The following is a 21354-nucleotide window of genomic DNA, read 5'->3' as shown; positions in this document are numbered from 1 at the left end:
AAGCTGAGAGATGAAACGATTAAGTTTATTCATTTTTGTTAAATCAGTAATATTCATTACTATTTTTTATCGTTAATATCACCTATTGCATCAATAGCTAATCAAATTATTTCATTTGATATATGTTATTAGCACGAGTATTACAAAATGAAACTATAAATTTAAATGATACTCACCCCTACATTGGAGATTAAAAATGATTAAATTAAATAATGTTCCATCAGAATTTCGTCCTCTAGAAAGCTACAAAATGCTAATTGGTGGAGAATGGGTAACTAGCACATCACAAAAAACAACCAAAACCTATAGCCCTGCAACCGGTGAATTATTAAGTGAATACCAATCTGGAAGTGCAGAAGATGTCAACCGTGCAGTCACGGCTGCACGTAACGCATTCAAAACATGGAGTAAAACTTCTCCGGCAGAACGCCAAGCCCTCTTATTAAAAATTGCAGATCGCTTAGAGCAAGAACAAGAACGCTTTGCTTGGATTGAATCATTAGATAATGGTAAGCCACTCAATGAGTCGAAAAACATCGATTTACCTGCCTCTATTGACCATTTTCGATATTTTGCAGGCGTGATACGCTCTCATACCGATGAAAGTGCCGTCCTAGACGAAAATACCATTAGTCTTGTTATTCGTGAACCGATTGGTGTTGTAGGACAAATTATTCCATGGAACTTCCCACTATTAATGGCAGCATGGAAATTAGCACCAGCCATTGCAGCAGGTGATACTGTTGTGATTAACCCAGCAACATTGACTTCCCTTTCATTATTAGAGCTAGGTCGTATTTTAAATGAAATATTACCGGCAGGTGTGATTAATATTGTTACAGGACGTGGTTCTGTTGTAGGACAAGCTATTTTAGAACACGAAGATATTGATAAACTTGCATTTACAGGTTCTACCAATGTGGGTTATACCGTGGCAGAAGCGGCTGCGAAAAAAATGGTTCCTGCGACATTGGAATTAGGCGGTAAATCAGCCAATATCGTATTCCCTGATGCAAATATGAAAAAAGCAGTCAAATATTCAGCATTGGCAATATTAATGAACCAAGGACAAGCGTGTGAATCAGGTTCACGTCTGTTCTTACATAAAGATATCCATGATGAATTTCTGAAAGCATTAAAAACTGAATTTGAGAGTATTCGTGTTGGTGATCCGCTTGATCCTAATACGCAAATGGGTACACAAGTTAGCCAAGATCAAATGGATACTATCTTAGGCTATATTGAACTCGCGAAGAAAGAAGGTGCCACCGTTTTAACAGGAGGTGAACGCATTACAGGTGAAGGTTACGACGACGGCTTCTTTGTTCGTCCGACCATTATCATCAATGCAACTAACCAAATGCGTGTTGCTCGCGAAGAAATTTTTGGACCTGTATTGTGTGTTATTCCATTCGATAACGAAGATGAAGTAATCGAAATGGCTAATGACTCTGAATATGGTCTCGGTGGTGGTGTTTGGACGCAAGATATTAACCGTGCTTTACGTGTTGCAAAAGCGGTAAGAACAGGCCGTATGTGGGTTAACACTTATCACGAACTCCCTGCCCATGCTCCATTTGGAGGCTACAAGAAGTCAGGTTTAGGTCGTGAAACACACAAAATGATGCTAGATGCTTATAGTCAAGTGAAAAACATCTTCATCAGTATGAAAGAATAAATTTTCTCTTTTTTCTAAATTCTTATAAATATAATATCTATACTCATCTCTTCGCCTTCTCCCCAGAAGGCTTTTTATTATCTATACCCGTCATATTTCAAGTTGTGATCCTAAAAAACCGCATACTTCTCTCTATAAAGCATGCGGTTTTATGTTGTGTTGTTAGCCAATAAGTAAGAACGAGTTACTCTACTTCAGCTTTTTTTTTGCTCACTGCATCAGTTTCTTTATCTAACCCAATATGATCGGCGTTAACATCTTTTATATGATCTTTTGTTAAGCGATAAACAACAGGGCTTAATAAGGCTAATGCAATTAAGTTAGGAATAGCCATCATTGCATTAAGAGTATCGGCTAGTAACCACACAAACTCTAATGATTGTGTAGCCCCCACGGGTAACGCAATCAGCCATGCAACACGAAATGGCATAATCGCTTTAGGCCCAAAAAGATATTGCACACATTTTTCACCGTAAAAACTCCATCCTAAAATCGTAGTGAATGCAAAAATAGCTAATGCAATCGCCACAATGTAGTTACCGCCAGGAATAGCAGCAGAGAATGAAGCCGCAGTTAACGTTGCCCCGCTTTGCCCGGTTAACCATTGGCCAGTAATAATTATGGTTAAGCCTGTAACTGAACACACTATAATGGTATCGATAAAAGTTCCCAACATCGCAATCAAACCTTGGCGAACAGGGTTTTGTGTTTTTGCCGTTGCGTGTGCAATCGGTGCACTACCCAATCCAGCTTCATTAGAGAAAACACCACGCGCGACACCGAAACGGATAGCAGCCCAAACCGCGGCACCGGCGAATCCACCTTGAGCAGCAATTGGTGTAAATGCTGATTTAACAATAAGAACAATGGCATCAGGAATGGCTGTCACGTTGAGTGCTAAAACCACAATACCTGCACCAAAATAACCGACAGTCATAATTGGAACTAATTTACCTGCAACATCAGCAATACGTTTAATTCCCCCAATTAACACCGCTCCGACTAAGACAACTAACACAATAGCGGTAATCGTGGTTGAAATACCAAAATTACTCTGTAATACATCCGCGACAGAGTTAGCTTGTACTGTATTACCAATACCGAAGCCAGCAAAACTACCAAAAATAGCGAACAGTGTACCTAACCAAATCCAATTTTTACCCAAACCATTTTTGATATAATACATTGGGCCACCAACATAGTTTCCGTATTTATCAACTTCACGAAAACGTACTGCTAATACGGCCTCTGAATACTTCGTTGCCATCCCCACTAATGCCGTCATCCACATCCAAAACAACGCGCCGGGACCACCTAATACAACAGCTGTTGCAACACCAGCTATATTACCTGTTCCGATTGTTGCAGAAAGTGCAGTCATCAGGGCATTAAAGGGCGATATTTGTCCTTCACCTCTTTTATCATTTTTTTCAAATAGAAGCTTAAACCCTGTACCCAATTTTCGTATAGGTAAAAAACCGAGCCGGAACTGCATAAAAAGACCAATACCAAGAATACCGACAAGCATCGGTACTCCCCATACCACGCCATTTATAGCACTTAATATATTCGTGATGAAATCCATAAGTTACCCTTTCTCGTCCAAATGTTATATAAATATGTATTTTTTGTTATCAATTACACTAAAGATGAAAAAGTGGAAATATGCTAGAAAAAAAAACGACTAACTCTAAAATTGATTACGTTATGTGAGAAATATCACTTCAATACAAAATTACGCTATCATTATGTTCATTGTTACAATACATAAATCAAAGTTATGCATAACCGTAAATCTATCCAAAATAGCCAAAATGAACGACGTTTTAATTTATTCAGAAAAGCACAAGAAACCAATCTCGCACCACTGAAAGTCCTGCTACTGTCTGCCATAGTCGGTTCGCTTGCTGGGTTAGTGGGTGTTTTATTTGAAAAAAGTGTGAGCTGGGTTATAAACTTCAGGCAAGAAGAACTCGTCAAAACCTTCACTAATCCTTATATTCTAGCTATTAGCACATTACTTTTTTCTTCTATTTTAGCCATGTTAGGTTACTATTTAGTCAAGAAATTCTCGCCTGAATCAGGTGGCTCTGGTATCCCTGAAATTGAAGGAGCAATGATAGATATTCGCCCTGTTCGTTGGTGGCGAGTATTACCGGTAAAATTCATTGCCAGTATTGGAACATTGGGTTCAGGGATGGTATTAGGACGAGAAGGCCCGACAGTTCAATTGGGTGCCAATATTGGCCAATTGGTTAATGACATTTCTCACTTAAAAGATAAAGAATCACGCCACACATTATTAGCAACAGGTGCAGCCGCTGGGTTAACCGCAGCTTTTAATGCTCCTCTTGCGGGTATTTTATTTATTATTGAAGAGATGCGACCTCAATTTAAATACAGCCTTATTTCAATTAAAGCAGTTTTTATCGGTGTTATTATGTCGTGCATTGTCTTTCGCTTATTTAATGGCGAAGGCGGTGTGATTCATATTGGTAAATTTTCATCCGCCCCACTCAATACGCTTTGGTTATATTTAGTTTTAGGTATGCTATTTGGCATTATCGGTGTCATATTCAGTAAATTACTTTTTTATGTTCAAACTCAATTTCAGCATTTTTATCAAGATAAAATTTCACGTTTTGTTTTAACCGGCGGTATTATTGGTGGGCTTTGTGGCCTATTAGCACTAATTATGCCTGAAATTACTGGCGGTGGATTCAGCATTATTCCAGCACTCAGCACTGGACAATATTCACTTATTGCAGTGTTACTTTTCTTTATTTTACGAACTATCACATCCATTATTAGCTTTGCATCTGGCGCCCCTGGTGGCATATTTGCCCCCACTCTCGCATTAGGTACTCTATTTGGTAGTGCATTCGGATTAATGGCAACATTACTTTTTCCTGATTATCAAATTCAAATCGGTACTTTTGCCATTGCCGGTATGGGTGCTTTATTCGCTGCAACGGTAAGAGCGCCACTGACAGGAATAGTTTTAGTATTAGAAATGACAGATAATTATCAGCTTATCCTGCCTATGATAATCACCTGCTTGGGTGCTACTATGTTGGCACAGCTATTAGGTGGCCGCCCTATCTACACCGTTTTATTAGAACGCATTTTACAAAAGTCTGAAGCAAAAGAACAAACAGACCAAGTTAATGACATAAAAAATACTAAATCACTACAACAATAAACGTGCTCAAACAGATAAAAAAATACCCCAACTAAATTGGGGTATTTAAAAATAAATGATATGAATTGAATTATTTTTTACGGGCAATTAACGTCGCAAAATTCAAAGCAATACGATTACCATTGGCATCGGTTTTATGTAAATGACCCGGATTTTCATTATATTTGATGATTTCCCAGTCTTTATAGTAATCCGCTAATTCTCCTTGGCGTAAAAAGGTCTTAAATGGAATTTCAGCAGGATCACTATTTTCTGTTTCAACTGGGCAAACAATCACATTAATACCATTATTATTGGTACATGCTTGCATGTTTTTAATAATAGTTGCAATACGTTCTCGTTGACAAAACATCAACACAACAGTTGAAATAATAATGTCGTATTTTTCAGTCAGTGAAGCTTCATTGATATCGTATAAACCACTTTTTACTGACAAACCTGTTTTAGTTTTAACGCTTTCAATCGCCTCAATATGAGAGGCATTAATATCTAATGCCGTGACATCATACCCTTGAGACGCCAAATAAAAACTATTTCGCCCACGCCCTGCACCTAAATCCAAGACCTTACAAGGGTGAGTTAATGTTGCCATATAGCGCACTTCAGAATGCGGTAGTGACAAGTCATTTTCTTTAAAGAGTTTATCTTCTGGCGCACATAAAAACGACAGTTGGCAACGTACATCATCACTCGCTTTATCAATTTTATGCCACTGTTGAGGTTGGATTAAAGGGGGTTGATTTTCTGTATCACAGTCCACCGAAATTTGTGAACCATCCTCATTAAATACGACAAATGTCATATTCCCTTGTAGGACACGCATTTGAGCATAAGTACCTTCCTTTGTATTGTGACGTTCTAATAACGCTAAAGGAATTGATGTTCGTGTCCACTCTGGCATTGTTTTATAACTAACAAGTTCCATAATCCAACCTCAATTAAGATGCATTTTAAATACATCTTATGGCAATCATTATCGTTCGTAAAGATACTCTGCTCAAAATTATGATTTTAAATATTTATTTAAAAGCAAATTCGTCACATCTGATGAAGAAATAGATTCACCACATAAAACTTTCATCATAATTTCTTTACCTAACGACGCTAAAGAAAACAGCATATCAGGACGTAATCGACTGATCTTATCTCTATTTTCATCTTGATTAATAATAGTAATTAACTTGGCATCGACATTAGAGCACTCTTGGATAGTAAGTAAGATAAACGTATTTTCAGCATCACTTTCAGATAAAGTTGCTACCCAATTGGCTTTAGCAATATTAGCGGATTGCAACGTTTTAAGGTTAGTTGGATCACCTTCAATAATATTAGCTTGCGCATCATAGACAGCTTTACTTTTATCAGTACAAATCGCAATAACTGGTTTTCCTTGCTCTCTTAATCCTTTTTCTAATTGTGAAGCCAGTGCCGAAGATCCAATAATAATAAAATGATTATGCATTTTAGCGATCCTTTTCTTAACAATATCGCGAGTCCCTCGGGCAAGAAACCCCATCACATACACAATAGATGTAGTAAAAACAGTTATTCCTAAGATAACAACAGTTAATGTAAAAATACGGGCATTTGTACTAATTGGCACAATATCGCCAAATCCTAATGTCGTCATGCAGACAATAGAAAAATAAAATGCATCCATTAACGTTGTAATATGAGGTTTGAACTCGTCCCCAATATAGAGGCTTCCCAACATTGAGAATAACAGTAAAGAAAGGGTACAGATAAAAGCCACAAAGCCAGCACTAGTTAAACTATGATGCGGAAAGGCACGCCAACTTATTAATAATCCAATCGCCAAAGCAAAAGAAAAATAAGCCTGAAAACCAATTTGCTGATAAACCGCAACATCAAGAAAAACAATGGTAGCTAATAAGATAAGAGACACACACCACGCAATCCTTGCGCCTAAATACATAAATATTGAGAGCAAAATTAACGCACAAGCTAGCATCACCTTAGGGATATCTAGTAATTTTAATACCCCTAATGATTTAAGCCACGCAGAAAAGCCATGAATTTCCCAATTCAGATAAATACCACGAGATAACAGAATTGAGTAAATGATAAACATACCATTTAAGATAAGTAATAAAGACATCATCTTTCTTGTCACTTTAGATGTCTCTATCACATTTAGTATTACGGATAATTTCATATTAGGTATCGTGAATACTCAACTAGTTATTTAAAGGAATATTATCTAATCCTTGAAATTTAAAAGGTTCTGCGGGTTTAAAATGGCTTGTCGCATTAGCGGAATAAATGATTGATTGTTCTTCACCTAATACTAAGGTCATAACTTTCCCGCTCTCTTTTGAAAAATCAATTTCCTTTAAATTAACCCAAAAGGTATTCGGTGATAATGCTGATTCGAAAAAATATAGTTGGTTTTTATGATCAGCAACCGTTCTCCAGCGTGTAGATGAAATTTCAGGTGATTCAATAGTACTTAATCCATAGGGAACAGAAACATTTCTGATCACGCCAAAGACACTGGCAAGCGATTTTTTACTCGATTGTGCCTTAGGAATGGCATTCACATAAAAAGAAGCTCTGGTAAAACGATCTGATGCACGATTTGTTCCTGGCAACATCACAGTTCCACCAATTTGTTGCCAATAACTATTTAATGCTAATTGCTCTGAAAAAATGGGCGAGTTCGTCATTACTTGATACTCTTTACTATGATGAATCACTTGCTTGCCGTTAATATATTCAATAATAGCACTATCACCAGAGGCATCAGAAAGAGAAAGATGTAACGTCGCCATTCTGTCCTGCCCTGGTACTTTATCCGTTAATACAATAAAAGGTTCACTTTCTAATGCTGTCACGGCGTCTTCTACGGTAGCAAAATTATCTAGCACATACTGAGCCCATGCTGAAATCGAAATAGCCGGTTTTTCTTTGGTATAAGCAGGATAATCAGATTCCGCCAACCACAATAAATTAGCAACCAATCCCTTTTCATTCATCCCATCTGTTGTTGAAATATCGTAACCAGATGCAACAACACTTCCATATTTAGATGTCCATTTAATGGAATTATCACCCGCTTCACCTGAACGTTGCATACCTTGTGGGAATATCCATAAGTTTGTTCCTATGTCATATTTCCAGTCCATTGAACGAGCTGTAATAATTTGATTATTATCGCCTAAATAGACAAGTCGAGTACATGCATTAACCTCTGTCACTCCTGTTGTTAAAAAACCAGAGATAAGTAGAGTGCCCAAAAAAGTATGGCGTAATTTTTTCATTATTGACTCTTTTCCTGTTAAATAAATGGATGAGATGGCGAAAATTCCTCTTTTTTATTTTTTGCTTTTAAATAAAACAGATAAATTGATATATAGCTCTTGATTAACTCGATTAGAAAATAAGAACTGTTACCTAAGTATAAAACAACTCATCTTAATTGCGCATAAAAAAACCGATACACTAAGGTATCGGTTTATCAATCATCTAGATAACCAGGAATTTTATTTCCCTACAAAAAGCATTTAATTAAGCCTTTTTAACACCTTCAACAGAGATTATTAATTCTGCTTCTTGTGATTTTGGTCCTAAGTCTGATTTAAAATTAAACTCTTTCAGATTTACTTTACCTGTCGCTTCAAAACCAGCACGGTAACCTTTCCAAGGATCAGTGCCTTCACCAATTAATTTTGCATTTAATGATATAGGTTTCGTCACACCATTTAATGTTAAATCACCGACTACCACATAATGCTCACCTTCACGAGTGACTTTGGTTGATACAAATCGTGCTTCAGGATATTTGCTCACGTTAAAGAAATCAGCACTACGTAAATGTTTATCACGTTCAGCATGATTTGTGTCTAAACTTCCCGTTTTAATCACAACATCAACTTTATCTTTAGATGGATCTTCTTTGTCATAACTGAAAGTACCATCAAAATCTTTAAAGGTGCCATATAACCAGCTATAACCTAAATGTTGAATACGAAACTGTACAAATGCATGCTGGCCTTGTTTATCAATAGCATAATCTGCAGCTAAAGTAGTACTCGCATTAAATAACAACGCACCTGCTGTTAAACCCAATAAAGCTTTCTTAAACATGGTTATCTCCATAATCTTGTTCTATCAGTTTAATTATTTAGTTCGCATTCCTAGCATGCGTTTTAACGTCACATCTTTATCAATAAAATGATGCTTTAAGGCTCCAGCTGCATGTAATAGTGATAACAAAACCACTGACCATGCTAAATAAAGATGAACGTCACCAGCTAAATCTGCTTGTTCGGCTTCGCCTGTAAAAATAGCGGGTACAGAAAACCAATCAAAAACAGATATCGCTTGACCATCAGCAGTGGAGATTAAATACCCACTAATGAGAATAGAAAATAAAATGAAATATAAGAGCATATGTGCGATATGAGCACTAATGCGAGTGAATTTACTGTAACTTGATAATGCTTTAGGCGGAGGCGACATCCAACGCCATATCACACGCAAGATCAGAACAATAAATAAAAGAATACCGATACTTTTATGTAATTCAGGAGCTGAATGATACCAACTATCATAATAGCCGAGCGTAACCATCCATAACCCTAAAGCAAACATACCGTAAACGGTAAGTGCGGACCCCCAGTGTAAAATGAGTGACAAGTGCCCGTAGCGAGACGTGTTATTTCGCCATTGCATAATAAAAACCCAATAGTTTCTAATTCATTAAAATAATGTTATCTAGTTTAGTATATTGAGAATAAAATGTTAGCCCATTATTCAACAAATTATTTGCTTATCTTTATCAATAATAATCAATAAGTAATAAGCTCTTATTAGTCACTTGGTTTATTATTTAATCAATAGTATTGTTGTAAAATAGTTTATGGCAGAAATCGGATAAACAGATGACGGAGTTATCACGCTTAATAATAGAATAAAATATAAGAGAAATAAGAATATATAAAAATAAGACCAATGTAACTATTGTTCAACCTTAATAACAATTGTATATTTTTACTTACCCTAAATTAGAACTAATTAAGCAAAATACAATAATAATTAAAGGGACGGTAAAAAAAACAGATAACCAACGCATTTCACGTACGACACCAAAAATAATCCCCACAATACATACAAAAAAAATAATAGGCATCATTTCTGAGTAGTGATCATGAAAATAGTGCATTAATAAATTAATCCACGAATGATCGTTTTGCATATAAAAATTTCAACCAATAAAAGTAAATTTAAATTAAGATAGTGATAAATTACTATCATTAGCAAATAAAACAAGTGTTGTATTATGAATATCAATCATTGCGCACAAAGATATTAAAATACTTCAAATCTTAAATAAGAGAAATATCAATAATAAAAAATAACAACCTAAGTTAAATTAACAATAATATAAAACAATGTAGGTTAAATAAAATAAAATTGAGCAAATAAAAACGATATCATTATTACCATCACATTAACAAAATGAAACAATAATTTCATTTAATTTCAATTAAAGAAAATTAATTTCGATAGGTGACAATAAAATCAATAAAGAATAAATAAAATAGAGTTTTAAACATCAAATAATTACCTTTAGGTTATTCATTTACTTTGAATTAACTCCATATTTCATTTTAATTGCTATTAGCTAAAAACATTCAATTCCGACTCAAAAAACACTACAATTACAACAGTATTTTTATTGAGGGTACTATGTCTACTGCAACAAATCTGAATGAACTACAGGAACAAGTTCGCTCCCGCTATAATGGATTAAGTAAAAGGCTACAGCAGGTTGCACATTATCTACTTGATAATAAAAACAGTGTGGCATTTGATACAATTGCAATCCTTGCAGATAAAGCAAATGTTCCTCCATCGACATTAATTCGTTTTGCCAATGCGTTTCATTTCACTGGCTTTAATGAAATGAAACAATTATTTCAACATCATTTGATGAATGAAATGGTAAATGAAAATGAAAATTTAACTTATAAACAGAAATATAAAGAGGAACCCCCTAATCTGAATGAGCCTGCCTATATTTTGCAAGAATTTGCACAAGCAAATAGCCATTCATTGCAACAATTGGCAAATCAGACTCACAGAGAAATGTTAAATAAAACATTACAATTACTTGAACATGCTGAAACAATTTATATTTGTGGCTTTCATCACTCATTCAGTGCTGCGAGTTATTTCTTTCATGCTCTCTCGCACATTCCTTGTGAAACTGTTTTTGTAAACAGCTTAGGAGGAATGTACAAAGAGCAATTGAGAAATATTACACATCGAGATGTACTTTTTGGCATTCATTTCCATCCATACTCAAATGAAATGCAAAAAATGTGCGAAATGGCTACATATAAAGAAGCTAAACAAATTATTGTTACAGACAGCCCCATTAGCCCATTGGCAAGTTTGAGTGATGTTTGTTTAACGGTAAAAGAAGCTCAAATAAAAACCTTTCGCTCTCAAACATCAACAATGTGTTTGCTACAAGCGATTTCTGTTGCTTTTGCCTTTAGAAAAAAAATTAGTTAACGTTTATCCCAAACTGCATTTTAATAAAGATGCAGTTTTTTATTTAACAGCCTATCGATTATAACTTTATTTAATAGAATGACTACAAAATAATTAACTTTATATTAAATAACTTAGAATTTTGTTTGAAATTGTTTTTAAGAGTAATTTCAGAATATTTTATTTGTGATGAAAAAAACAATCCTTTAGCATTAATTTACGCCAAAATTCTGCTGACAGGATTAAATTAAATGTTATTTAAAAAGTTGTTTTTATTTTTACTATTATTTCCTTCACTTTCTTATTCAAATACGACTTCAATAAAAGAAGATATTGAAACACCTATAATCGTTAATATCCCTAGTATTTCATTCGGTGATAACAGTAATGCTTCAGGTAATGGTTCGATTGCCATAGGAGTCAATAGCCAAGCTAAAAATACACGCGCTGTTGCCATTGGTCATAATGCATTAGCAACAGAAGAAGATACAGTTTCATTTGGTAACATTGAAAATAACCAGACTTCTCGATTAGTGAATATTAGTGATGGTAAAAATAATACAGATGCTGTCAATCTTATCCAAACTAAAAAAATGGTAGATAAAAACAGAATAACAACAAATAATGTCATCAATCAGCTAAAAAGAAGTATTAGTACAGACATCGATAATATAAAAACCCATGTTAATGATTTTGATCACTATTACAGGAAAAGGCAAGCTGAAATCACAGACTCAATTGCAAATTTAGATAAAAAAATCATCGTATTAGAAAAGAAAGTATTTGCAGGTATTGCTTCATCTGTTGCAATGACGAATATTCCTTATCTTAGCCATCACACCTTAAGTAGCGGAATTGGTATTAGTAATTACCGAACTGGTACGGCTATTGCCGGAGGAATACAATATAAGCCAAATAACGACATTGCATTTAGATTAAACTCATCAATAAATAGTGAACAAGAAATTATTATTGGGGGGGGATTAGCCTATGGCTGGTAATCATACTTGTTGTCTATAAATATAGAATAAAACTCATATTATTAATTAAGCAGTAATAAATATATTCTATTGCTGCTTTAATTACATTTTACCCAAAATAGATTTAACAAAAAATTAAATAACTACCTTTAGATTGATAAATTTATCTTTAGTATCTTTAATATCTTTTTATAAGATACATTATTTTTATATACTAAGATTATAATTTAGCATAAAAAGGAATAAAAAATGGGTTATATATTTCGAAAAATGGTGTCTAAAGATATCAGTTCAGTAGCAACATTATTGCAAGCAAACTCAGAATCTCAACAAGGTGGTTTATATGGCGAATATCCCCAAAATAAAGTTGAGGCAATGTATCAAAGTAGTACAAATACTATTGTTGCACTTTACCAAGACAATATCGTTGCGGTTGTTTTCAGCTTTCCTGTCACGTCTTTTTCAATTCCCCCTATTGCTCAAGAGATTAATCGACGCTTTCCAGAAATAACACAAAATAATTGGTTTTATGGTCCTGTTTGTATTGATAAATCACATCGAGGAAAATCACTATTAAGCGATCTTTACCAACAAATCTGTACTTTACATGGTGGTCACCCCATTGCATTTGTTAACAATGAAAATATTCGCTCACTAAAAGCACATCAAAAGTTAGGTATGGAGATAGTTAAAACCTTTGAGTTTAATGGAACATCTTGGTGGGTCATAAAGGGGCAATGAAAACAAACGAAAGAAAAAGACTTACACTTTCTGTTATCTCTATTTCTCGCTAAAAAGGAAAACTTTTAGATTTTTTTGTTACCGCCATCACAAAACAAAAGATATCAAATAAAATCAATAACATATAAAAACAAATAAAAAGTTAATCTATTCTTAACAATATTCCAACGCCTATTTTATCTGTCAAATTGCTTACAAATTGACACTATTCTGTGATCTCCCTTTCAATTCTTGATCTTTCGTTAACTTACTTTTTGATCTTATACAAAAGTATAAATAAGATAAAAGACACCAATTCGAAAGTAAACGTAAAATAGGAGGAAGCAATGACTGTTTCCCGCAGAACTTTTATCAAAGGGCTAGCAGCCAGCGGTGCAGCAATGACTGTTTCTACCCCTGTTATTGCTAATTCAGTGGGCTCATCTAACACACGATCACGTCCGGAAAACGCCCCTAACCTATTAATTGTTTTTCCTGATGAAATGCGCGCTCACGCGTTGCAGTTTATGGGAGAAGATCCCTCAATTACACCAAATCTGAATAAATTTGCGAAGCAAGCCAAAGTAATGACACAAATGGCTTCAAATTATCCTCTGTGTTCTCCTTTCCGTGGCATGTTTATGACTGGGCAATATCCTGTTCGCAATGGAATTACAGGAAATGCCCATGATTATGGTGGCAAAGTAGGTATTGATTTATCGCCTTATGCAAAATGTTGGTCTGATGTTTTAAAATCGCTCGATTACAGCACAGGCTATATTGGCAAATGGCACCTTGATGCACCTTACGAGCCGTTTATTGAAAGTTATAATAATCCAATGGAAGGCCGTTATTGGAATGAATGGGCAGCGCCTGATAGACGCCATGGTTTTGACTTTTGGTATTCTTATGGCACCTACGATCTACATTTAAAACCTATGTATTGGGCAAACGATACTCCTCGTGATAAGCCGATTTACATTGATCAATGGGGGCCTGAACATGAAGCAGATATGGCAATCAAGTTCCTCAAAAATGAAAATAATCAATTTAGAGATAATTCAAAACCATTTGCATTAGTGGTTTCAATGAACCCACCTCATTCGCCTTATGACCAAGTACCGAAAAAATATCTCGATGCTTATCAAGGTAAAACGTCAAAAGAACTCAACACTCGCCCGAACGTACAATGGGAAAGTGAATACCAAGAAGGCTATGGGCCTCAATATTTCAAAGAATATATGGCAATGGTCAACGGTGTTGATGAGCAATTTGGTCGCATTGTCGATGAATTAGAAAAACAAGGTCTTGCAGATAATACTCTCGTGGTTTTCTTCTCTGATCATGGCAGTTGCTTAGGAGCCAATGGACAAGCAACAAAAAATAATCCTTATGAAGAATCCATGCGTGTTCCTATGATGTTTCGTTTACCGGGTAAAATTAAACCAGGCACTGACGAGGCACTAATGTCAGCGCCTGATATTTACCCAACTATCTTAGGTCTACTTGGCTTATCTGAATGGATACCTGATTCCGTTGAAGGCAGTGATCTTTCAGATCGAGTGGTCACAGGCAAAGGCGACACAGCAAACTCGCAGCTTTATCTCTTTATTCCTTATGGAGAACCTTCATTTGGTAAGCGGGGCGTCAGAACCAAAACACATACATTGGTTATCGATAGGCAAGATGGACAGCCATTGAAATATACCTTATATGACAATGTAAATGATCCTTATCAAATGAAAAATATTGCTAAAGACAATATGCCTTTAATTGAGAAATTAATTAAAGAAGAATTAACCCCTTGGTTGGAAAAAACAGGAGATTCTTGGCGTGCCACTGAATTTATTACAGCAACGACCAATAAATTAAATAAAACAATATCGACATGTAAAGAAAAATAATAAAAATATCTGCGCCATAATTTTATGGCGCTATATATAAACCCAATTCGCTAATATAAAAAGTCCTTTTAATAAAATAAAAGGAAAGACGTCCTACACCTAAAATTTGGCACTCATAAAAGCGAATAAAGAATTGGATATATACCATGAACAAACTTCGTATTGCTTTTTTCTTACCTCTTCTTGGCTTAGGTTTAACTTCTTTTCATTCTCAAGCAGCTAATGTCAACGCTATGTTTTCTTGGGAAACAGCAGATTATGATACGTCCAATAACTATGCTGGTTACCGTGTTGATTTTAATATTAACCCAGATAAATCTAACTGGTATTTCGATGTTGGTTTTCGTCAACGTGAACATGATAATAAAAACCGATATCAACGCTATGATTTACAAGGCAGTTATCGCTTTAAGTTGAATAATGGCTGGATCCAGCCTGGTTTAAAAATCCGTCAAGATCTCACTAACTATGATAATGGTAGCCGATTAACTATTGATTTTTATGAATCAAAAACTAATTACCAATTTCCAATTAATAAAGATTGGGTTTTAACGGGTAGTGTTCTATTTGGCTTACAAAAGAAAGAAGATAAACGTAGCAATGGTATCACCAATACTGATTATTTAGGCTGGGAAATTGAACCTGGTATTCGTTATTTTGTAACACCGAATATTAATACAACCATTGCTTATTTTGATGGAGGGAAACAAGCAATACGACATCAAGAATACGACAAAAAAGAAACAAATCATAATCAACAATTACGTATGTATGTAAACTGGACAACGCCAATAGGGCTAATTATTTCTCCATCAATGCGTAAATCTATTTTTGGAAAAATAGAAGATAGAACCAATCAAGGCATTTATATCGAAAAAGATATGACTCGTTATACCCTACAAATGGCTTATCAAATATCTCCTCAATGGCGAGTCATGACGGAATATTATAATGAACGAGTTGAAAATAAAAATGACGGTAGTAAATCGACTCAGGATTATTTCAAAGTGTCATTCCGAGCAACATTCTAATAATTAAAACCATATAATTGTTCATGGAGTTATATTGTGAAAAATAAAAAATTGTTATTTTTGAGCGTGGCTATTTTATCAGCTATTTATGGTTCAGCATGGGCGACAGAATGTGATCCCACTCTAAATATCTGTGAAACAGTTAATGTTAATGACGGTAACACGGCTCAAATAAATAAAGATGTCACTGTTTCGCAAGGTGATGGCGTTGTATTTAATGGCTCATCAACAGAATACAAAGCACAAGCAATTACAAAAAATATTACTGTTACTGGTGAGGGCGCAAGTGCCATCAAGATAAATCAAGGCGCTTCTTTTAGCAGTAACATTAATTTGAATGGTGCCAACGTAACCAGTGAAAAAGGTACAGCCATATTGGTTGAAGGTAACTTTCCTAAACGTGGTACGGGTGTTTATGTTAGAGATGGTGCCATTATTCGTGGAAAAACAGCGGCTATTGATTTTAGAACACTAAAAACGGGTTTTAGAAGTGATGTAAATGGAGAGATCCACGGCGATATATTAGGAAATGGTCATGCTGACACTAAAATAAACTTTGCATATCAAGGTGGGGCTCAAAATGCCTTATTTGATGGTTATCAAATCACAGGTGTTCCTTTAATTGAAAACCATGGTAATTTAACCATTCAAGGAAAAGACAAGACTATTCACTGGGATGGTAATTTTATCAACAAGGAGAATAGCCAACTTATTTTCCGCCTCGATGACAATACCAATACCGATGAAACCATTCTCCATATTGATGGCGATGTTACCTTTAAAAAAGGTAGCCAAGCAAAATTGGATTTTAAAGGTACCAGTGTTGATAACATCATAAATAAAGATATTGTCTTAATTTCTTCTAATTCAGCGATTAAAGATGAAGCAGGAATTACGGTGACTGATGCCAATGCCATTGCACCAGATATTTCACCTTTATTAGAAAAAACAGATTCATGGTTAGAAACTACGCCACCGAATATTAGTGGTGGTGTCAGTGGTAATCAATTAGTCGCACGTTATGGTATTAGCTATGAAGGAGGAGATAATTTTATTAGTGCGGCTAAACGAGGCAATGTCAGTGAAAATGGATTAGTGGCAGCTAATTTTATTATTCCAACAGTTTTAAATGAATTTAATAATACGCGTAGTCAAGTTTCAGATGAAGCTCTGAGTTTATTAGTTGCTGCAGGAAATGACGATAATAATATTGCTACGTTATCGAATGACTTAGCCCCTATTGTTGATGGCAGTGATATTCAAGCTGGATTAATCATGGTTGAAGATATGCGTAATAATATTGCTCATCGCTATTTACGCTATGATAACCAATTACCTATTGAAGAAAGAGAAGCAGGCTGGAATAGCTGGGCTAATGTGTTGTACGGTTACGGCACACAAAGTAATCAAGGTGGAATAAACGGTTACAACACTTATCGCACTGGTATCCAAATTGGTACTGATTACGAAATTAATCAAGATGCTCTTATTGGTGTTTCTTTTGCTTATAACTACGCAAAAGCTGACGCGAAACAACGTAACGCAAGTAAAGAAATTAGCCATTTTGAATTTATGCCTTACACCGGTTGGTATAGTGACACATTATTCCTAAATGGTAATTTAAATATTGGTTATTACACCGTAGATAGTGAGCGAGATATCGGTGGCAATACCGGATGGGAAGGAAATACCAAAGCAAAAGGTGATTATTCTAGTGTGCAATTAGGTTATCAGATTAATGCCGGAACCTATTTTGATTTTGATTTCATCCATATTAAACCGATGCTGACTTACCAATATCAGTGGCTCAATATTGATTCTTGGGAAGAAACTGGCTCTGCATTATCCATGCGCACTTACGGCCAGCGCTACGCAGTTAATCAATTAGGTGGGTCTGTTGCTTTATGGAATAGCTATCAGACTGCTTATGGCAAATTAACCCCCTCTCTTAATCTTCGTTATTTCAAAGATATTGCAGGTGACAATGATATCAATCAACGCCACAGCCTTACCTATTTTAATACAGGGGGAAGTACCTTTGATATTAAAGGAAATACCGTTGGTGGTGACATTATTAGTGCGGAATTAGGTGCAAATCTCGATATCACTCAATCATTAAATTTAGGCACAACGATGGGCTATCAGCGTTATGACAAATTTAATGAAGGACGCATTGGTTTCACTGTTAGCCAGCGTTTCTAAGGAGAAAAATAATGCCGATATTTCGTTTTACTGCACTTGCAATGACATTGGGGCTATTATCAGCCCCTTATAACGCGATGGCAGCCACCAGCAATCCTGCATTTGATCCTAAAAATCTGATGCAGTCAGAAATTTACCATTTTGCACAAAATAACCCATTAGCAGACTTCTCATCAGATAAAAACTCAATACTAACGTTATCTGATAAACGTAGCATTATGGGAAACCAATCTCTTTTATGGAAATGGAAAGGTGGTAGTAGCTTTACTTTACATAAAAAACTGATTGTCCCCACCGATAAAGAAGCATCTAAAGCATGGGGACGCTCATCTACCCCCGTTTTCTCATTTTGGCTTTACAATGAAAAACCGATTGATGGTTATCTTACTATCGATTTCGGAGAAAAACTCATTTCAACCAGTGAGGCTCAGGCAGGCTTTAAAGTAAAATTAGATTTCACTGGCTGGCGTGCTGTGGGAGTCTCTTTAAATAACGATCTTGAAAATCGAGAGATGACCTTAAATGCAACCAATACCTCCTCTGATGGTACTCAAGACAGCATTGGGCGTTCTTTAGGTGCTAAAGTCGATAGTATTCGTTTTAAAGCGCCTTCTAATGTGAGTCAGGGTGAAATCTATATCGACCGTATTATGTTTTCTGTCGATGATGCTCGCTACCAATGGTCTGATTATCAAGTAAAAACTCGCTTATCAGAACCTGAAATTCAATTTCACAACGTAAAGCCACAACTACCTGTAACACCTGAAAATTTAGCGGCCATTGATCTTATTCGCCAACGTCTAATTAATGAATTTGTCGGAGGTGAAAAAGAGACAAACCTCGCATTAGAAGAGAATATCAGCAAATTAAAAAGTGATTTCGATGCTCTTAATATTCACACTTTAGCAAATGGTGGAACGCAAGGCAGACATCTGATCACTGATAAACAAATCATTATTTATCAACCAGAGAATCTTAACTCTCAAGATAAACAACTATTTGATAATTATGTTATTTTAGGTAATTACACGACATTAATGTTTAATATTAGCCGTGCTTATGTGCTGGAAAAAGATCCCACACAAAAGGCGCAACTAAAGCAGATGTACTTATTAATGACAAAGCATTTATTAGATCAAGGCTTTGTTAAAGGGAGTGCTTTAGTGACAACCCATCACTGGGGATACAGTTCTCGTTGGTGGTATATTTCCACGTTATTAATGTCTGATGCACTAAAAGAAGCGAACCTACAAACTCAAGTTTATGATTCATTACTGTGGTATTCACGTGAGTTTAAAAGTAGTTTTGATATGAAAGTAAGTGCTGATAGCTCTGATCTAGATTATTTCAATACCTTATCTCGCCAACATTTAGCCTTATTACTACTAGAGCCTGATGATCAAAAGCGTATCAACTTAGTTAATACTTTCAGCCATTATATCACTGGCGCATTAACGCAAGTGCCACCGGGTGGTAAAGATGGTTTACGCCCTGATGGTACAGCATGGCGACATGAAGGCAATTATCCGGGCTACTCTTTCCCAGCCTTTAAAAATGCCTCTCAGCTTATTTATTTATTACGCGATACACCATTTTCAGTGGGTGAAAGTGGTTGGAATAACCTGAAAAAAGCGATGGTTTCAGCGTGGATCTACAGTAATCCAGAAGTTGGATTACCGCTTGCAGGAAGACACCCTTTTAACTCACCTTCGTTAAAATCAGTCGCTCAAGGCTATTACTGGCTTGCCATGTCTGCAAAATCATCGCCTGATAAAACACTTGCATCTATTTATCTTGCGATTAGTGATAAAACACAAAATGAATCAACTGCTATTTTTGGAGAAACTATTACACCAGCGTCTTTACCTCAAGGTTTCTATGCCTTTAATGGCGGTGCTTTTGGTATTCATCGTTGGCAAGATAAAATGGTGACACTGAAAGCTTATAACACCAATGTTTGGTCATCTGAAATTTATAACAAAGATAACCGTTATGGCCGTTACCAAAGTCATGGTGTCGCTCAAATAGTGAGTAATGGCTCGCAGCTTTCACAGGGCTATCAGCAAGAAGGTTGGGATTGGAATAGAATGCCAGGGGCAACCACTATTCACCTTCCTCTTAAAGACTTAGACAGTCCTAAACCTCATACCTTAATGCAACGTGGAGAGCGTGGATTTAGCGGAACATCATCCCTTGAAGGTCAATATGGCATGATGGCATTCGATCTTATTTATCCCGCCAATCTTGAGCGTTTTGATCCTAATTTCACTGCGAAAAAGAGTGTATTAGCCGCTGATAATCACTTAATTTTTATTGGTAGCAATATAAATAGTAGTGATAAAAATAAAAATGTTGAAACGACCTTATTCCAACATGCCATTACTCCAACATTAAATACCCTTTGGATTAATGGACAAAAGATAGAAAACATGCCTTATCAAACAACACTTCAACAAGGTGATTGGTTAATTGATAGCAATGGCAATGGTTACTTAATTACTCAAGCAGAAAAAGTAAATGTAAGTCGCCAACATCAGGTTTCAGCGGAAAATAAAAATCGCCAACCGACAGAAGGAAACTTTAGCTCGGCATGGATCGATCACAGCACTCGCCCCAAAGATGCCAGTTATGAGTATATGGTCTTTTTAGATGCGACACCTGAAAAAATGGGAGAGATGGCACAAAAATTCCGTGAAAATAATGGGTTATATCAGGTTCTTCGTAAGGATAAAGACGTTCATATTATTCTCGATAAACTCAGCAATGTAACGGGATATGCCTTTTATCAGCCAGCATCAATTGAAGACAAATGGATCAAAAAGGTTAATAAACCTGCAATTGTGATGACTCATCGACAAAAAGACACTCTTATTGTCAGTGCAGTTACACCTGATTTAAATATGACTCGCCAAAAAGCAGCAACTCCTGTCACCATCAATGTCACGATTAATGGCAAATGGCAATCTGCTGATAAAAATAGTGAAGTGAAATATCAGGTTTCTGGTGATAACACTGAACTGACGTTTACGAGTTACTTTGGTATTCCACAAGAAATCAAACTCTCGCCACTCCCTTGATTTAATCAAAAGGAACGCTCTTGCGTTCCTTTTTTATT

The 21354-nt window shown here is 35.7% G+C and carries 16 protein-coding genes; 9 read left to right on the top strand and 7 right to left on the bottom strand.

The window, feature by feature from the left end; translation table 11 throughout:
• The first annotated feature begins 196 nt into the window (after positions 1-196).
• On the top strand, positions 197-1678 hold the full coding sequence (locus GWI97_RS08595; RefSeq protein ID WP_036935032.1) for an aldehyde dehydrogenase family protein: 1482 nt from the start codon (positions 197-199) through the stop codon (positions 1676-1678).
• Between the two features lie 184 nt (positions 1679-1862).
• Here the strand turns inward: GWI97_RS08595 and GWI97_RS08590 are convergent, their stop codons facing one another.
• A complete protein-coding gene (locus tag GWI97_RS08590; protein WP_036935034.1) occupies positions 1863-3263 on the bottom strand; it encodes an alanine/glycine:cation symporter family protein in 1401 nt (466 codons plus the stop codon).
• Positions 3264-3458: 195 nt separating this feature from the next.
• Here GWI97_RS08590 and clcA point away from each other — a divergent pair, with 195 nt between their 5' ends.
• On the top strand, positions 3459-4880 hold the full coding sequence (clcA, locus tag GWI97_RS08585; protein WP_036935036.1) for a H(+)/Cl(-) exchange transporter ClcA: 1422 nt from the start codon (positions 3459-3461) through the stop codon (positions 4878-4880).
• A 70-nt stretch (positions 4881-4950) separates the two neighbouring features.
• On the opposite strand, the gene tehB is transcribed toward clcA, so the two are convergent.
• The 6 genes from tehB to GWI97_RS08555 all read right to left on the bottom strand — a co-directional run bounded on the left by tehB (position 4951) and on the right by GWI97_RS08555 (position 10098).
• On the bottom strand, positions 4951-5805 hold the full coding sequence (gene tehB, locus GWI97_RS08580) for an SAM-dependent methyltransferase TehB (protein ID WP_036935038.1): 855 nt from the start codon (positions 5803-5805) through the stop codon (positions 4951-4953).
• 78 nt (positions 5806-5883) lie between these two features.
• Positions 5884-7056, bottom strand: a complete 1173-nt coding sequence (locus tag GWI97_RS08575) for an NAD-binding protein (RefSeq protein WP_036935041.1) — start codon at positions 7054-7056, stop codon at positions 5884-5886.
• Between the two features lie 22 nt (positions 7057-7078).
• On the bottom strand, positions 7079-8164 hold the full coding sequence (locus tag GWI97_RS08570; RefSeq protein WP_036935043.1) for a linear amide C-N hydrolase: 1086 nt from the start codon (positions 8162-8164) through the stop codon (positions 7079-7081).
• A gap of 244 nt (positions 8165-8408) precedes the next feature.
• The gene (locus GWI97_RS08565) at positions 8409-8987 is read right to left on the bottom strand and encodes a YceI family protein (RefSeq protein WP_036935045.1); all 579 of its coding nucleotides are present in this window, start codon (positions 8985-8987) and stop codon (positions 8409-8411) included.
• Between the two features lie 33 nt (positions 8988-9020).
• Positions 9021-9575: a cytochrome b gene (locus GWI97_RS08560; protein ID WP_036935047.1), complete on the bottom strand. Its 555-nt coding sequence runs from the start codon at positions 9573-9575 to the stop codon at positions 9021-9023.
• Between the two features lie 322 nt (positions 9576-9897).
• On the bottom strand, positions 9898-10098 hold the full coding sequence (locus tag GWI97_RS08555; RefSeq protein WP_036935049.1) for a hypothetical protein: 201 nt from the start codon (positions 10096-10098) through the stop codon (positions 9898-9900).
• A gap of 494 nt (positions 10099-10592) precedes the next feature.
• Here GWI97_RS08555 and GWI97_RS08550 point away from each other — a divergent pair, with 494 nt between their 5' ends.
• From GWI97_RS08550 to GWI97_RS08520, 7 genes are all read left to right on the top strand, one after another.
• A complete protein-coding gene (locus tag GWI97_RS08550; RefSeq protein WP_036935051.1) occupies positions 10593-11423 on the top strand; it encodes a MurR/RpiR family transcriptional regulator in 831 nt (276 codons plus the stop codon).
• Between the two features lie 245 nt (positions 11424-11668).
• Positions 11669-12403 (top strand): YadA-like family protein, encoded by a 735-nt coding sequence (locus GWI97_RS08545; protein ID WP_269814802.1) that lies wholly within the window; start codon positions 11669-11671, stop codon positions 12401-12403.
• Positions 12404-12631: 228 nt separating this feature from the next.
• Positions 12632-13123 carry a hypothetical protein gene (locus GWI97_RS08540; protein WP_036935055.1) on the top strand — a complete coding sequence of 164 codons (492 nt, stop codon included), beginning with the start codon at positions 12632-12634 and terminating at the stop codon, positions 13121-13123.
• A gap of 326 nt (positions 13124-13449) precedes the next feature.
• Positions 13450-15006, top strand: coding sequence for a sulfatase-like hydrolase/transferase (locus GWI97_RS08535; RefSeq protein WP_036935057.1), 1557 nt, complete (start codon positions 13450-13452; stop codon positions 15004-15006).
• Between the two features lie 146 nt (positions 15007-15152).
• Complete coding sequence (locus GWI97_RS08530; RefSeq protein WP_036935059.1) at positions 15153-16037, top strand: OmpG porin family protein; 885 nt, start codon at positions 15153-15155, stop codon at positions 16035-16037.
• 36 nt (positions 16038-16073) lie between these two features.
• A complete protein-coding gene (locus GWI97_RS08525; RefSeq protein WP_036935061.1) occupies positions 16074-18239 on the top strand; it encodes an autotransporter family protein in 2166 nt (721 codons plus the stop codon).
• A gap of 11 nt (positions 18240-18250) precedes the next feature.
• Positions 18251-21316, top strand: coding sequence for a chondroitinase family polysaccharide lyase (locus GWI97_RS08520; RefSeq protein ID WP_036935063.1), 3066 nt, complete (start codon positions 18251-18253; stop codon positions 21314-21316).
• The last annotated feature ends 38 nt before the right edge of the window (positions 21317-21354 follow it).

Source organism: Proteus sp. G2300 (assembly GCF_009915965.1).
Lineage (GTDB): Bacteria > Pseudomonadota > Gammaproteobacteria > Enterobacterales > Enterobacteriaceae > Proteus > Proteus vulgaris.
This window is presented reverse-complemented; position numbering and strand designations above follow the sequence as displayed.

Bases quoted from the DNA above. Each gene is read 5' to 3' on its own strand.
- clcA (WP_036935036.1), top strand. From the start codon at position 3,459: ATGCATAACCGTAAATCTATCCAAAATAGCCAAAATGAACGACGTTTT.
- tehB (WP_036935038.1), bottom strand. From the start codon at position 5,805: ATGGAACTTGTTAGTTATAAAACAATGCCAGAGTGGACACGAACATCA.
- GWI97_RS08555 (WP_036935049.1), bottom strand. From the start codon at position 10,098: ATGCAAAACGATCATTCGTGGATTAATTTATTAATGCACTATTTTCAT.
- GWI97_RS08530 (WP_036935059.1), top strand. From the start codon at position 15,153: ATGAACAAACTTCGTATTGCTTTTTTCTTACCTCTTCTTGGCTTAGGT.
- GWI97_RS08595 (WP_036935032.1), top strand. From the start codon at position 197: ATGATTAAATTAAATAATGTTCCATCAGAATTTCGTCCTCTAGAAAGC.
- GWI97_RS08575 (WP_036935041.1), bottom strand. From the start codon at position 7,056: ATGAAATTATCCGTAATACTAAATGTGATAGAGACATCTAAAGTGACA.
- GWI97_RS08550 (WP_036935051.1), top strand. From the start codon at position 10,593: ATGTCTACTGCAACAAATCTGAATGAACTACAGGAACAAGTTCGCTCC.
- GWI97_RS08560 (WP_036935047.1), bottom strand. From the start codon at position 9,575: ATGCAATGGCGAAATAACACGTCTCGCTACGGGCACTTGTCACTCATT.
- GWI97_RS08520 (WP_036935063.1), top strand. From the start codon at position 18,251: ATGCCGATATTTCGTTTTACTGCACTTGCAATGACATTGGGGCTATTA.
- GWI97_RS08540 (WP_036935055.1), top strand. From the start codon at position 12,632: ATGGGTTATATATTTCGAAAAATGGTGTCTAAAGATATCAGTTCAGTA.
- GWI97_RS08565 (WP_036935045.1), bottom strand. From the start codon at position 8,987: ATGTTTAAGAAAGCTTTATTGGGTTTAACAGCAGGTGCGTTGTTATTT.
- GWI97_RS08590 (WP_036935034.1), bottom strand. From the start codon at position 3,263: ATGGATTTCATCACGAATATATTAAGTGCTATAAATGGCGTGGTATGG.
- GWI97_RS08535 (WP_036935057.1), top strand. From the start codon at position 13,450: ATGACTGTTTCCCGCAGAACTTTTATCAAAGGGCTAGCAGCCAGCGGT.